Source organism: Vibrio qingdaonensis, from assembly GCF_026191675.1.
In the GTDB taxonomy this organism is placed as follows: Bacteria; Pseudomonadota; Gammaproteobacteria; order Enterobacterales; family Vibrionaceae; genus Vibrio; species Vibrio qingdaonensis.
This window is the reverse complement of record NZ_JAKRRY010000003.1, coordinates 254,887-267,394: the sequence shown is the minus strand read 5'-3', so window position 1 is coordinate 267,394 and position 12,508 is coordinate 254,887. Positions and strand designations below refer to the sequence as shown.

General features: G+C 44.2%; 13 protein-coding genes. 4 read left to right on the top strand and 9 right to left on the bottom strand.

Annotated elements, in window-relative coordinates:
• Window positions 1-52: 52 nt before the first annotated feature.
• The 6 genes from rlmM to seqA all read right to left on the bottom strand — a co-directional run bounded on the left by rlmM (window position 53) and on the right by seqA (window position 5,763).
• Window positions 53-1,144 carry a 23S rRNA (cytidine(2498)-2'-O)-methyltransferase RlmM gene (gene rlmM / locus MD535_RS04745; RefSeq protein WP_265673778.1) on the bottom strand — a complete coding sequence of 364 codons (1,092 nt, stop codon included), beginning with the start codon at window positions 1,142-1,144 and terminating at the stop codon, window positions 53-55.
• A complete protein-coding gene (locus MD535_RS04740) occupies window positions 1,141-1,575 on the bottom strand; it encodes a DUF423 domain-containing protein (protein ID WP_265673814.1) in 435 nt (144 codons plus the stop codon). Before MD535_RS04740 ends, rlmM begins: the two co-directional genes overlap by 4 nt.
• A gap of 4 nt (window positions 1,576-1,579) precedes the next feature.
• Window positions 1,580-2,206 (bottom strand): alpha/beta fold hydrolase, encoded by a 627-nt coding sequence (locus MD535_RS04735; RefSeq protein ID WP_265673777.1) that lies wholly within the window; start codon window positions 2,204-2,206, stop codon window positions 1,580-1,582.
• The gene (locus MD535_RS04730) at window positions 2,199-3,107 is read right to left on the bottom strand and encodes a transcriptional regulator GcvA (protein WP_265673776.1); all 909 of its coding nucleotides are present in this window, start codon (window positions 3,105-3,107) and stop codon (window positions 2,199-2,201) included. Before MD535_RS04730 ends, MD535_RS04735 begins: the two co-directional genes overlap by 8 nt.
• 388 nt (window positions 3,108-3,495) lie before the next feature.
• Window positions 3,496-5,142 carry a phosphoglucomutase (alpha-D-glucose-1,6-bisphosphate-dependent) gene (gene pgm / locus MD535_RS04725; protein WP_265673775.1) on the bottom strand — a complete coding sequence of 549 codons (1,647 nt, stop codon included), beginning with the start codon at window positions 5,140-5,142 and terminating at the stop codon, window positions 3,496-3,498.
• A gap of 90 nt (window positions 5,143-5,232) precedes the next feature.
• Entirely contained in the window at window positions 5,233-5,763 is a 531-nt protein-coding gene (gene seqA / locus MD535_RS04720; RefSeq protein ID WP_265673774.1) for a replication initiation negative regulator SeqA, read from the bottom strand.
• Between the two features lie 93 nt (window positions 5,764-5,856).
• On the opposite strand from seqA, the gene MD535_RS04715 reads away from it, so the two are divergent.
• The 3 genes from MD535_RS04715 to fldA all read left to right on the top strand — a co-directional run bounded on the left by MD535_RS04715 (window position 5,857) and on the right by fldA (window position 7,516).
• Complete coding sequence (locus tag MD535_RS04715; RefSeq protein WP_265673773.1) at window positions 5,857-6,612, top strand: alpha/beta fold hydrolase; 756 nt, start codon at window positions 5,857-5,859, stop codon at window positions 6,610-6,612.
• 98 nt (window positions 6,613-6,710) lie between these two features.
• Window positions 6,711-6,932 carry a DUF2788 domain-containing protein gene (locus MD535_RS04710; RefSeq protein ID WP_250615644.1) on the top strand — a complete coding sequence of 74 codons (222 nt, stop codon included), beginning with the start codon at window positions 6,711-6,713 and terminating at the stop codon, window positions 6,930-6,932.
• Between the two features lie 50 nt (window positions 6,933-6,982).
• Window positions 6,983-7,516, top strand: coding sequence for a flavodoxin FldA (gene fldA / locus MD535_RS04705; RefSeq protein ID WP_250615645.1), 534 nt, complete (start codon window positions 6,983-6,985; stop codon window positions 7,514-7,516).
• Window positions 7,517-7,583: 67 nt separating this feature from the next.
• On the opposite strand, the gene MD535_RS04700 is transcribed toward fldA, so the two are convergent.
• Window positions 7,584-8,096, bottom strand: coding sequence for a DUF4442 domain-containing protein (locus MD535_RS04700; protein WP_265673772.1), 513 nt, complete (start codon window positions 8,094-8,096; stop codon window positions 7,584-7,586).
• A gap of 209 nt (window positions 8,097-8,305) precedes the next feature.
• Here MD535_RS04700 and fcrX point away from each other — a divergent pair, with 209 nt between their 5' ends.
• Window positions 8,306-8,752 (top strand): ferric iron uptake transcriptional regulator FcrX, encoded by a 447-nt coding sequence (fcrX, locus tag MD535_RS04695; protein WP_102468443.1) that lies wholly within the window; start codon window positions 8,306-8,308, stop codon window positions 8,750-8,752.
• 103 nt (window positions 8,753-8,855) lie between these two features.
• On the opposite strand, the gene glnS is transcribed toward fcrX, so the two are convergent.
• Both glnS and nagE read right to left on the bottom strand, forming a co-directional pair.
• Entirely contained in the window at window positions 8,856-10,526 is a 1,671-nt protein-coding gene (gene glnS, locus MD535_RS04690) for a glutamine--tRNA ligase (protein WP_265673771.1), read from the bottom strand.
• A gap of 251 nt (window positions 10,527-10,777) precedes the next feature.
• Window positions 10,778-12,349 (bottom strand): N-acetylglucosamine-specific PTS transporter subunit IIBC, encoded by a 1,572-nt coding sequence (nagE, locus tag MD535_RS04685; protein ID WP_265673770.1) that lies wholly within the window; start codon window positions 12,347-12,349, stop codon window positions 10,778-10,780.
• Window positions 12,350-12,508 lie beyond the last annotated feature (159 nt).

Here is a 12,508-nt window from a genome sequence, read left to right as displayed (position 1 = left end):
AGCTCTTGGTTTCTAGGAGCGTATCGTCCAGAAACCAAGAGTCTTAAAAACATTAATGTGGCGAGATATTAGATAGCACTTGAATATGTACCGTAATTTCTTCGCGGTCATGGTACAAATGCTTCGCTTGAAGCGTAAACTTCACCTTATTTTCTATTAGAAATATTTTCAGGTTCTCAATGTCCTGAAGCACTTCATCATAGCGGCCTTTCATCGGCAGCTTGAGGTTAAAGATGGTTTCTTTCGCCCAGCCTTTAATTAACCACTCACCCATCAGTTGTGCAACACGTGAAGGCTTTTCAATCATATCGCACACCAACCACGTCACATTCTTACGGGGTGGCTCAAACTTAAAACCATCCGCTTGGTGGTGCTTCACTTGCCCTGTGTCCATTAGGCTATCCGCCATCATGCCATTATCAATCGCATGCACAAACATAGAACGACGCACTAACTGATACGTCCAACCACCCGGGCACGCACCTAAATCTACGCCCCACATACCAGAAGCAAGGCGTGTATCCCACTCTTCTCGTGGGATAAACACATGGAAAGCTTCTTCCAATTTCAGTGTTGAACGGCTTGGTGCATCGGCTGGGAACTTGAGTCTAGGTATCCCCATAAAGAACGCAGAGTTGTTCACAGGTAAAGAATAACCAATATAGCAGTGACCCGGCTCCGTAAAGCAAATATGCAAGACTGGCTTTTTCGCATTGTCTTTGTTGTAGAGCAAACCTTTACCACGCATCGCTTGACGCACTGGAACCGTGAATTTACGGCAGAATTTTAGCAGCTCTTTGGCTTCATTCGTGTCTGGCGTTTCGATACGAAGGTCGCCACACATCGGCAAGCCATCTACCTGACTTAACGACTCGAGGATTGGCGAGATACGGTCGTCTGATGGAAGTGACTCTAGCTCACTCGCAATGGCAAAGATCTGACGAGCAAAGATCAGCGATTTAAAGTCAAGGTCGCGGACTAGTTTTGCTGCATCACCTTCTTGGTAGCATTCAAATAACACATATCCTGAGTTATTTTTTACTCTTGGAAAACCAAAGACCTCAAGCTGTGTTGCTTTGTCTTGAATTTCACCAGCACACTCTTTTTCGAATCCAGAGCGGCAATATAGCATTAACTGTTTCACTGATTGACTCCATCGTTGGTCGTATCGTCAGTCATCCGATATCCACCTAGCGCGAGAAAGCCCCACCCCAACATGAACATCACACCACCTAAAGGGGTAATTGGTCCAAACCACTTCACCCCTGTCAGCGCTAGTGCATAAAGACTACCGCTGAAGAAAAGGATGCCGATGATAAAGCAAATCGCGGCACGATGAAACGCCTTTTGTGAATTAGCGTGTCGGGTAGTAATCATGAACAAGGCACAAAATAGTAATGCCAGCGTATGAAGAAACTGATACGTCACACCCGTTTGAAACACACCCAATAAATACGGAGACAGTAACGCCTTTAACCCATGCGCAGCAAAGGCACCTAAAGCGACGCTAATTAAGCCGGATAACGCCGCTGTCACAATAAATAACCGGCTAGATTGACGGTAGTATTGTGTCATCAGGTTAGCAGACATCCGTGATTCCTTTAACAAATAGTGCTAATCGATCAACCGCCATTTGGCGGTTTTGAGTTTCAGTAAAGCCAGAAGACTTTCTTGGTTTTAAGCTATGATCACCGTCGGGGATAAAGGTTACTGCGACTTCGTTCGAAAACTCAAAGGCATCAAACTCTTCACGTTTACCAAACGTATCTCGCTCACCTTGCAAAATTAGACAAGGTTTAGCGATGCTCGCCAGCTGCTCGCCTTTATATTTTTCCGGTTTGCCAGGGGGGTGAAATGGGAACCCCAAACAAGCCACCGCTTTTACGTTGTCATGTTCAGAAAGCAGCGATGCCATACGCCCACCCATGGATTTACCACCGATCACAATCTGATTATCACCGGCAATATGTTCAATCACTTCGGTCATCGCTGCTAATAACTTAGGCGCACGATCCGGTGGGCGCTTCTTACCATCTTCGGCTCGCTTAACCATATACGGGAAATTAAAACGTACCACTCTGATCTCTTTGGCCGCTAATCGGCTGGCAACATCTTGCATGAACTCATGGTCCATTCCCGCCCCCGCCCCATGAGCAAACAAAAATATCGGCGCGCCTTCTGGGCCATCAAAAATAAGATTATCCATCAAATAATACTTCCTGTTCTTTTTGCGCCTTAGCTAACATCCAGTCTCTAAAAGTCGCGATACGCCCCATGTCCGCTTGTTTTTCATGACAAACAACATAGAAGGCATTTTTGCTAACAAGGACTTCATCAAACGGCGCAATCAAACGCCCGGCATCTAACTCTGGTTGCGCTAATACGTTATTACCTAACGCAATGCCTTGCCCATGAGCCGCGGCTTGCAGCACCATTGTCGAATGACTAAAAATTGGACCATGGTTCACATTGACACCATCTAATTCATTTTGCTTAGTAAATTGTTTCCAATCTTTACGCGATGTGTCATGCAACAAGGTATGTTTCGATAGATCAGCTAAGGTATCCAGTGGTTTTGTCCCCAGCAGTAATGCAGGAGAGCACAGCGGAACCAAAAACTCTTGATATAATTTATCTGCACGTAGACCCGACCAATTGCCTCTACCATAGTAAATCGCCACATCCACATCATCGGTTAGTGAGCCCTCATCCATATCAACCGCCTTAATACGCACGTCAATATCCGGCTCTTGCTCATTAAAATCCGCGAGGCGTGGTACCAACCACTGAATGGCAAAACTAGGCGGCAAACTAATGGTTAGTGCGCCTTTCTCACTACGCTCAAGCACTTTGTCAGTCGCTTCCGACAAGGCGGTAAATATATCTTTGATATCAAGAAAGTAGCTTTGTCCCTCTTCCGTTAGAAGTAGCGAACGATTCCGGCGTCGAAATAACTTTAACCCTAGGAATTCTTCAAGCGCTTTTATTTGATGACTCACTGCGGCTTGAGTAACAAAAAGCTCTTCAGCTGCGCGAGTAAAGCTTAAATGACGCGCGGCAGCTTCAAAAACTTTCAGTGAGTTTAGTGGCGGTAAACGTCTAGACATAGAGCACTCTCAAATGCATTAGTTTTTTTTATCTGAAACATTATAATTTGTCCATTGCCGAACAGCCAGAGAAATTCTATATTTCATCCCGCAAACGCGAGTCTGAACGGCTTGGTTCTCTCTAGAATCAATTGACTCGCGATTGCGATGTTGTGTTTGCAATCTCGATTTTCGAGTTCGGTAGATTCTACCACCATGCTTTGATTAGTTATCCCCTATTCGAAGTGTGTACTTCCTGTATTTTGACCTGTCTGTCAAATTTTCATACACCGCCTTTATGGCGGTGTTTTTTTTGCCTAAAATTGGCCAGTTCAAAATCTGCATAAAAAAACGGTCACAATATGTGACCGTTTTTTGCAAATCTATAAATAGCTGAGCTAATCGTTAATTACAGTCCTGCGTTAGCAAAAACTTGGTTAACAATCTCTTGAGCTTCTGCTTCAATAAGCTTGAGGTGCGCTTCGCCCTTAAAGCTTTCACAGTAGATTTTGTAGATGTCTTCTGTTCCAGATGGACGAGCCGCAAACCAACCATTTTCGGTGGTAACTTTAAGGCCACCAATTGCCGCACCATTACCCGGAGCGTGCGTTAGGCGTGCAGTTATTGCATCACCCGCTAACGTCTCAGCCGAAACCATATCCGGAGACAGTTTCTTCAAGATATTTTTCTGCTCAGTATTAGCAACGGCTTGAATACGGTTATATTGTGACTCACCATGCTTAGCAGCAAGCGCTTCATAATACTCTTGTGGGTTTTTACCCGTCACGGCCGTAATTTCAGCCGCAAGAAGACATAAAATAATGCCGTCTTTATCCGTTGACCAAGGTGTACCATCTTTACGCAAGAATGAAGCACCAGCGCTCTCTTCACCACCAAAGCCAAACTCACCGTTATACAGCCCATCAACGAACCATTTGAAGCCAACAGGCACTTCACATAGCGTACGACCAAGATCGGCAACAACACGATCAATTAGAGCGCTTGAAACTAAGGTCTTGCCCACAGCAACATCTGCGCGCCATTGCGTACGATGGCGGTATAGGTAGTCAATACAAACCGCAAGATAATGGTTAGGATTCATTAAGCCTTTTGGTGTTACGATACCATGGCGGTCGTAATCGGGATCATTACCAAACGCAAGGTCATAGTCATCCTTAAGCGCCAATAAACCCGCCATCGCATACGGCGATGAACAATCCATACGAACGACACCATCTTTATCGAGTGACATAAATTGGAAAGATGGGTCAATGGCTTCGCTCACTAAGGTCAAATCAAGATTGAACGTCTTGGCAATTTGACGCCAATACTCAATGCCTGAGCCGCCCAATGGATCGACACCAATTTTTAGATTCGCTTTTTGAATCGCTTCAATATCAATAACGTTAACAAGATCATCGATATACGGTTTAACCAAATCACGCGACTCAACAAGTTCAGATTTCAATGCTGTTGCAATAGGAAGACGTTTTACGTCTTTTAGCTCTGCAGCAATGATCTCATTGGCACGATCTTCAATCGCCTGAGTCAATTCAGCCTCAGCAGGACCACCATGCGTCGGGTTATACTTAATACCACCGTCTTGAGGCGGATTGTGCGATGGCGTAATAACAATACCATCAGCCTTAGCGTCATTGACAAGGTTATGAGTCAAAATGGCGTGAGAAACGCCTGGAGTTGGGGTGTAACCGCCTTCTTCTTGAATGACGACATGCACTCCATTAGCAACTAACACCTCTACCACATTGGCAAAAGCCGGCTCAGATAATGCGTGCGTGTCTTTACCAATAAACAACGGGCCTGTGGTCCCGTGTTGCGCACGTACTTCAGCAACCGCTTGAGATATAGCGAGGATATGATTTTCGTTAAACGTGGCTTTATCGGCACTGCCACGGTGACCAGAGGTACCAAATTGAACTCGATGTGCGGAGTTTTGTGGTTCTGGTTGAATGAGAAAATAGTTCGAAACTAGTGCGGGAATGTTGTACAAATCTTCTTGCTGAGCCTTCTGGCCCGCTCGAGGATGGATAGCCATAACAGACGTCCTTATAATATTAAGCCTAAAATAAAAAAAACCTCATAATGTCCGCCAGTTGCCGGTCGCTATGAGGTTTGAATCGAAACTCTAAATCGAAGTCGTCACTTTCTCGACGATATCTACAGGCAATCCCATCACGGTCATCACCTGCTCGACCATTTGCCGCTTGCGGCTAGTATTGGTATTGGTAATGACCCACAGCGGTGTATTTGGAATGGCTTTAGGTTTTGTTGTCGTGCCACTTTCTAATAACGTATTTTCATTATCGGCGAAATACACTCGCTTACGACCTTTAACCTGCGTCGCTTCAGAAAAGCCTTCTGGATTCAAGCGATGAAGGGTTGATAGCACCAACATAAATCTATCGATCGCTTTCTTTAACCCTGCAAATTCGTCAGAGATAAGCAAAGTGCGCATTTCTTTAACAAAATCAACCTGTTCTACTTTTGGCGCTTCTTTGCTGACTACGATAGTTTTAGCGGCGGCCGGTTTCTGTTCCGTTTTAGACGCATCAACATTGAGCAGTCGCCTCAAAATATCAGAAGCACTCTCACCGATATGGTGGGTTTGACTGGCAATGTAACGGTATAGATCCTCATCAACCTCAATTGTTTTCATTCGCTTTTCACAATCTCTATGTTTAAACTCTGGATGATTATAACGAGTTCCGCCGTGAACCTCTACGATAAACGCATCACGAATAACAGAAAAATGTCATCACTATTAAACTATAAAAGAGAAGGGAGTGGCCAGCCCGTCGTATTGATTCATGGCCTGTTTGGCGACCTCAACAACTTAGGGGTACTTGCTCGCGACTTAAAACAAGACTTTGACGTCATCAGTATCGACCTAAGAAATCATGGTAAATCCTTTCACAGCAGTGAACACAGCTACCCTGTGATGGCAAAAGATGTCAGTATTCTCCTTGATTCTCTCAACATCACATCACCCATTATTATTGGTCACTCTATGGGTGGAAAAGTCGCCATGGCGCTTTGTGAGCATTATCCACTAGCCAAACTGATTGTGCTCGACATGTCACCAGTAAAATATCACACCCGACGCCATGATAATGTGCTAGCGGGACTGGATACGGTACTATCAACGAAACCGACCACTCGTAGCGAGGCGATGGAACAGTTAGCACAACATGTTGAAATAGAGGGTGTACGCCAATTTTTGGGTAAATCGCTCTACAAAGTTGATGATTATTTAACGTGGCGATTTAATGTCCAATCCCTTAAAGCAAACTACTTAAACATCCTAGACTGGCAGCCCATTACGAAAACCGATGTCCCCGTGCTGTTTATTAAAGGCGGTGACTCCGATTATCTAACCGTGGAGCATCAACCTTTCATTCAACAACAGTTTTCTCATCCAAAAGCACATGTGATCGCGAATACAGGACATTGGTTACATGCAGAAAAACCCACAGAAGTACTCAGAGCAATCCGTAAATTTATCTAATTTAGACATCAAACCAAGGCTTGTTGACCAGCGTGGATTAACTTTAGCTTTTAACAGTGGTATAGTTTCGCGCAAGCATATTGGCATAAAGGAATAGCATGCTCTACGACTACATAGACAAGTTGGAATCTATCGGATTAGATCTATTGTTTGCGTCGATTTTCTTTTTAATCGGCATGGCAATAAAAGACGTTCTCAAGCAAGGCAACGTCCCAACGTTTGGTCGTCGTATCGTATGGCTGGTGCTCTTTCTAGGTTGTGCTGGATTCATTGCCAAAGGCATAATCCAACTAAGCTGGGAAGGCTCAGGGATTAGTTAACTATCCCCACTTCTTTAGTCAAAAATAGACAATGAAAAGGTACTGAATCTATGGCAAGTGTAGGTCTATTCTTTGGTAGTGATACTGGTAATACAGAAGCTATTGCAAAGATGATCCAAAAACAATTGGGTAAACAGCTCATTCACGTTCAAGATATCGCGAAGAGCAGCAAAGAGGATATCGACAACTTCGACTTACTTCTTCTTGGTATCCCAACTTGGTATTACGGCGAAGCTCAAGCAGATTGGGATGACTTTTTCCCTGAGCTTGAAGGCATCGATTTCTCAACCAAGCTTGTGGCTATTTTTGGCTGTGGTGACCAAGAGGATTACGCTGAGTATTTCTGCGATGCTATGGGTACGGTACGTGACATCGTTGAAGCCAAAGGCGGCACTGTTATTGGTCACACTTCAACAGATGGCTATGAGTTTGAAGCGTCGAAAGCCCTTGTTGAAGGCGACGATTCCCAGTTCGTAGGCCTTTGCATTGATGAAGATCGTCAACCTGAACTGACTGACGAACGTGTATCTACGTGGACGAAACAGCTCTATGAAGAGATGTGTCTTGCCGAGCTAGAAGACTAATAATAAACAGCCTCCTTCGCGGAGGCTTTTTATTGACTTACCTATCGCCAATCTCTTCATTTCCCCTTCACGACGTTATCACCTCTTCCTCACTGTTCTCCGATGCGCGATATTTTGGTTTTTTCCGGATATAGAGTTTTCGTTGAATCGTCGCCACCACATCACCACTGTCATCTTTAATGTGTGTGACAAACTCCGGGAAGCATTTTTCACCGCTCGCGGTTTTTTCCGCTATCTCATCGAGCATGTTTTGTGTAACAACAAATTCCGCCTCAAGGCATGAAAAGCCTGGTTTAACAAAGTTAATGCTCGCCTCTTTGTCCCATACATAATACTGCTCACGTAAAATACCCATTAACATCAGTGAGTAAATTGGGTCCGTCATGGAAAAAATACTTCCCCCAAATTGAGATCGATTCGCGTTTTTGTTCCACCATCGCAATTTCAAGCGCACCTTTACCGTTCGAAAGTCTTCACTGATGTCTAAAATTCTAATTCCTGCGCCCCAAAAAGGCGGCCATATATTTAAAGCAAACTTAACGTTGTTAGGCTTGTATATTTTGGCCAATCGTTTATCCATACTCAGTAACCACATCCATCTGCAATTTAGTTTCACATGTAAACAAATTGTAACTGGTCAGACATGTATGTAAAGTGACCGAGTTCGAGTTCTATGTTAATAGTTAGTAACCCCTTGAACTTCGTGGTTTATTGTTAAGCCTTAGTACCCTATAATGAACACAGATTATTGACATCTGTTTATTGCTGCAGATCATCACAGGAAAGTATATGTCAGACAATAACAAAGCACTTAAAGATGCCGGCCTTAAAGTCACACTGCCTAGACTAAAGATTCTAGAAGTATTACAAAAGCCTGAATATCAGCATATTAGTGCTGAGGATTTGTACAAAAAACTCATTGATTTGGGTGAAGAAATTGGATTAGCCACGGTTTATCGTGTCCTTAACCAATTCGACGATGCAGGTATCGTGACTCGTCACCACTTTGAAGGTGGTAAATCGGTTTTTGAATTATCAACTCAACATCACCATGACCACCTAGTTTGTCTTGATTGTGGCGAAGTTATTGAGTTTTCTGATGAAATGATTGAAACTCGCCAAAAGGAAATTGCGGCAAGATACAATATTGAATTGACCAATCATAGCCTATATTTGTACGGGAAATGTGTTGGTGGCGCTTGCAAAGAGAACCCTAAAGCTCACAAACCAAGCTAGTACTAATTCAAGAACGTGATTCAAAAAAACCAGCTCATGAGCTGGTTTTTTTATTCGTAGAGAACTTTAATTAAGCTCTCTACGATCGGTTTGAACAGTGGCGTTAATTGGTCTCGATTTTCGCCCAAGTATCACGCAGCCCCACCGTGCGGTTAAACACAAGAGCGTCTGGCTGTGAGTCCTTGCTATCAATACAGAAGTATCCTGTACGCTCAAACTGGTAACCTTGGTCAGCCGTCGCCAATGCTAAACTCGGCTCTACGAAACCATTTAGCTCAACCAATGACTCTGGGTTAATTGTCGCAGCAAAGTTGTCTTCCGCCGCAGGGTTCGCAACAGTAAACAAACGATCGTAAAGACGGATCTGAGCGGGTAGACCTTTATCAGCAGAAACCCAGTGAATCACACCTTTCACTTTACGGCCATCTGCCGGGTTTTTACCCAAAGTCTCGTCATCGTAACTACAGAAAATAGTCGTAATGTTACCTTCGGCATCTTTCTCGATACGTTCCGCTTTAATCACATAAGCGCCGCGTAAACGAACTTCTTTGCCAAGCACTAAACGCTTGTACTTCTTGTTCGCTTCTTCACGGAAGTCATCACGCTCAATCCATAGTTCACGAGTAAATGGAACTTCTCGACTACCCATCTCTGGTTTATTGGGATGATTCGCAATATTCAGAGTTTCCACTGCATCAGCCGTAAAGTTATCAATCACCACCTTTACTGGCTCTAACACAGACATAGCACGAGGCGCGTTTTCATTTAGATCATCACGGATACAAGATTCCAATGAACCAAATTCAATCATGTTCTCTTGCTTAGTGACACCTATGCGCTTACAAAACTCACGAATAGATGCAGGCGTAAAGCCACGACGACGAAGACCTGAAATCGTCGGCATACGCGGGTCATCCCATCCATTTACTAAGTTTTCAGACACAAGCTGGCTAAGTTTACGCTTAGACATCACCGTATACTCAAGATTCAAACGGCTAAACTCGTATTGGTGAGGCTGGCAGTCAATCGTAATATTCTCGAGAACCCAGTCGTACAAACGACGGTTGTCTTGGAATTCAAGTGTACACAATGAGTGAGTGATACCCTCAAGCGCATCAGAAATACAGTGTGTAAAGTCGTACATCGGATAGATGCACCACTTATTACCTGTTTGGTGATGTTCAGCAAAACGTACACGGTACAAAACCGGGTCACGCATCACCATAAATGATGAACCCATGTCAATTTTGGCACGCAAACACGCTTTACCTTCAGCAAAGTCTCCGGCGCGCATCTTTTCAAATAGCGCAAGGTTATCTTCAGCGCTGCGATCGCGATATGGGCTTGCTTTACCTGGCGCCGTTAATGAACCACGGTATTCACGGATTTGCTCTGGACTTAACTCATCAACATAAGCTAAGCCTTTGTTAATTAGTTCAACGGCATAGTCATACAACTTATCGAAGTAGTTCGATGAATAGCAAATGTCACCAGACCAATCAAAGCCCAACCAGCTCACATCATTCTTGATCGATTCAACGTATTCAACGTCTTCTTTTTCAGGGTTCGTATCATCAAAACGTAAGTTACATTGGCCTTGATAGTCCTGAGCAATACCGAAGTTCAAACAAATAGATTTCGCGTGACCGATGTGCAGGTAACCATTCGGTTCCGGCGGAAAACGAGTATGCACGCTAGTATGTTTGCCATCGGCTAAATCTTTATCAATGATTTGGCGGATAAAGTTCGATGGACGAGCCTCAGCTTCACTCATCTATAACACCTCTATGGTTTAGTATTGTCAGATTGTATAAGCTCCAATGATCCACAATTCTTCGGAAAACCACAACAATAACTCGCACTTTATAAGGATTATTTTCACTTATCCCTTTGCTCAATACTAATTGAGCGGTACCAAACAAAAAAAAACCTCTCCGAAGAGAGGTTTATTAACTTATTTTTTTAAGACCGATGTTCTTAAAACTTAAGCTTTTTAAGGCCTAAACAACTTAGTTAGGTTTTAGCCTAAGGAAGTTTAACATCAGATAGGTCTTCACCAGCACCGATTGCTTTCATTTCACCAGCAACGATTTCCGCTAGAGGACCAAGGATAACTTGTAGGTTATTTTCACCTAGTTTAACAACACCTTTCGCGCCAAGCTTCTTAAGTACAACTTCGTCAGCGACTGAGCGGTCTTTTAGAGTAAGACGTAGACGAGTGATACATGCATCGATAGACGTTAGGTTATCGTGACCACCAAGCGCTTTTAGGTATTGACGAGCTAGGTCGCCTTTAGGTGCATCACCAGCTGCTGCAGGTGTTGCTTCATCGTCATCTTCACGACCTGGCGACTTCAAGTTGAATGCGCGGATAGCGAAGCTGAAAGTGAAGAAGTATAGAGCACCAAAACCTAGACCGATTAGTAGTAGTACGAATGGTTTAGTCGCTAGACCCCAGTTCAATACGAAGTCAATAAGACCTGCAGAGAAACCAAAGCCGTGTAGTGTACCAAACATGTTAGCAACCACTAGAGACAGACCAGTGAACACGGCGTGCATTGCGTATAGAGCAGGAGCAAGGAACACGAACATGAACTCTAGAGGCTCTGTGATACCAGTTAGGAATGAACAGAATGCTACTGAGAATAGTGCGCCACCAACTTGGCTGCGTTTTTCAGCAGGTGCCGCTAGGTACATGGCAAGTGCAGCACCAGGCAGACCAAACATCATGACAGGGAAGAAGCCGTTCATGAATACGCCAGCGCCTTTATCGCCGCCGAAGAAACGGTGAAGGTCACCAGATTTAACGGTTTCAGTCACTTCTTTCACAGTTGCTGTGATTTCAGGTGTTACTGAGTTAGCAAATTCAAATGTGTGAGTTTGACCAGCAACTAGAGTCTTAGCAAGAGCAGGGTCAACACAAAGTTGTTGGATAGCAGGAAGAGCTTGACCAGCAGCTTGTGCGCCAGCAACTAGAACTTCTTGACATGTACCCATACCGAACCAGAAGTACGAGTTAAGAACATGGTGAAGACCAACAGGGATAAGTGCACGGTTAAGTGTACCGTAAACGAATTGGCCAACAGCGCCAGACGTTGATACCGCGTGTGCTAGTGCATCTAGACCAGATTGGATACCAGGCCAAATAACACCAGAAAGCGCACCAGCAACTAGAGCGAAAAGACCCGCCATAATTGGTACAAGACGCTTACCAGAGAAGAATGCTAACCATTCAGGCAAACGCGTTGTGCTAAATGCGTTGTAAGAGTGACCTGCGATGATACCTGCAAAGATACCGCCGAAGAAAGACATGTTAACGTCTGCGTTAATTGTCGTTGCTGTCGCAGTCAATACAAAGTAAGCCACGGCACCAGCAAGACCTGCTGCACCGTTACCGTCTTTAGAAAGACCGATCGCAATACCCAAACCGAATAGTAAAGGTAGCTCACCAAAAATTGCGCCACCCGCCTGTGCCATAAACGGAATGTCTAAAAGGTCTGGCTGACCCAAACGAAGTAGAAGTGCTGCGATTGGAAGCGTCGCAATCGGAAGCATTAACGCCTTCCCGAGCTTCTGTGCATATCCTAGTATATTCACCGTGTGTTCCCCCTATAGGAATTTAGAATTTTGGACGACTTATTTTAGCCGTTCAATTTAGTCCTACTCAGTTTATGAAATTAATTTTGCTCCGCAAATTAAAACGTCCCCATTTGTGATCATAATCACCAGTTTTCACCAAAATGGAGGCTTTTTGCT

Bases quoted from the DNA above. Each gene is read 5' to 3' on its own strand.
- glnS (WP_265673771.1), bottom strand. From the start codon at position 10,526: ATGAGTGAAGCTGAGGCTCGTCCATCGAACTTTATCCGCCAAATCATT.
- pgm (WP_265673775.1), bottom strand. From the start codon at position 5,142: ATGGCTATCCATCCTCGAGCGGGCCAGAAGGCTCAGCAAGAAGATTTG.
- MD535_RS04735 (WP_265673777.1), bottom strand. From the start codon at position 2,206: ATGGATAATCTTATTTTTGATGGCCCAGAAGGCGCGCCGATATTTTTG.
- fcrX (WP_102468443.1), top strand. From the start codon at position 8,306: ATGTCAGACAATAACAAAGCACTTAAAGATGCCGGCCTTAAAGTCACA.
- MD535_RS04710 (WP_250615644.1), top strand. From the start codon at position 6,711: ATGCTCTACGACTACATAGACAAGTTGGAATCTATCGGATTAGATCTA.
- MD535_RS04740 (WP_265673814.1), bottom strand. From the start codon at position 1,575: ATGACACAATACTACCGTCAATCTAGCCGGTTATTTATTGTGACAGCG.
- MD535_RS04730 (WP_265673776.1), bottom strand. From the start codon at position 3,107: ATGTCTAGACGTTTACCGCCACTAAACTCACTGAAAGTTTTTGAAGCT.
- fldA (WP_250615645.1), top strand. From the start codon at position 6,983: ATGGCAAGTGTAGGTCTATTCTTTGGTAGTGATACTGGTAATACAGAA.
- MD535_RS04700 (WP_265673772.1), bottom strand. From the start codon at position 8,096: ATGGATAAACGATTGGCCAAAATATACAAGCCTAACAACGTTAAGTTT.
- seqA (WP_265673774.1), bottom strand. From the start codon at position 5,763: ATGAAAACAATTGAGGTTGATGAGGATCTATACCGTTACATTGCCAGT.
- MD535_RS04715 (WP_265673773.1), top strand. From the start codon at position 5,857: ATGTCATCACTATTAAACTATAAAAGAGAAGGGAGTGGCCAGCCCGTC.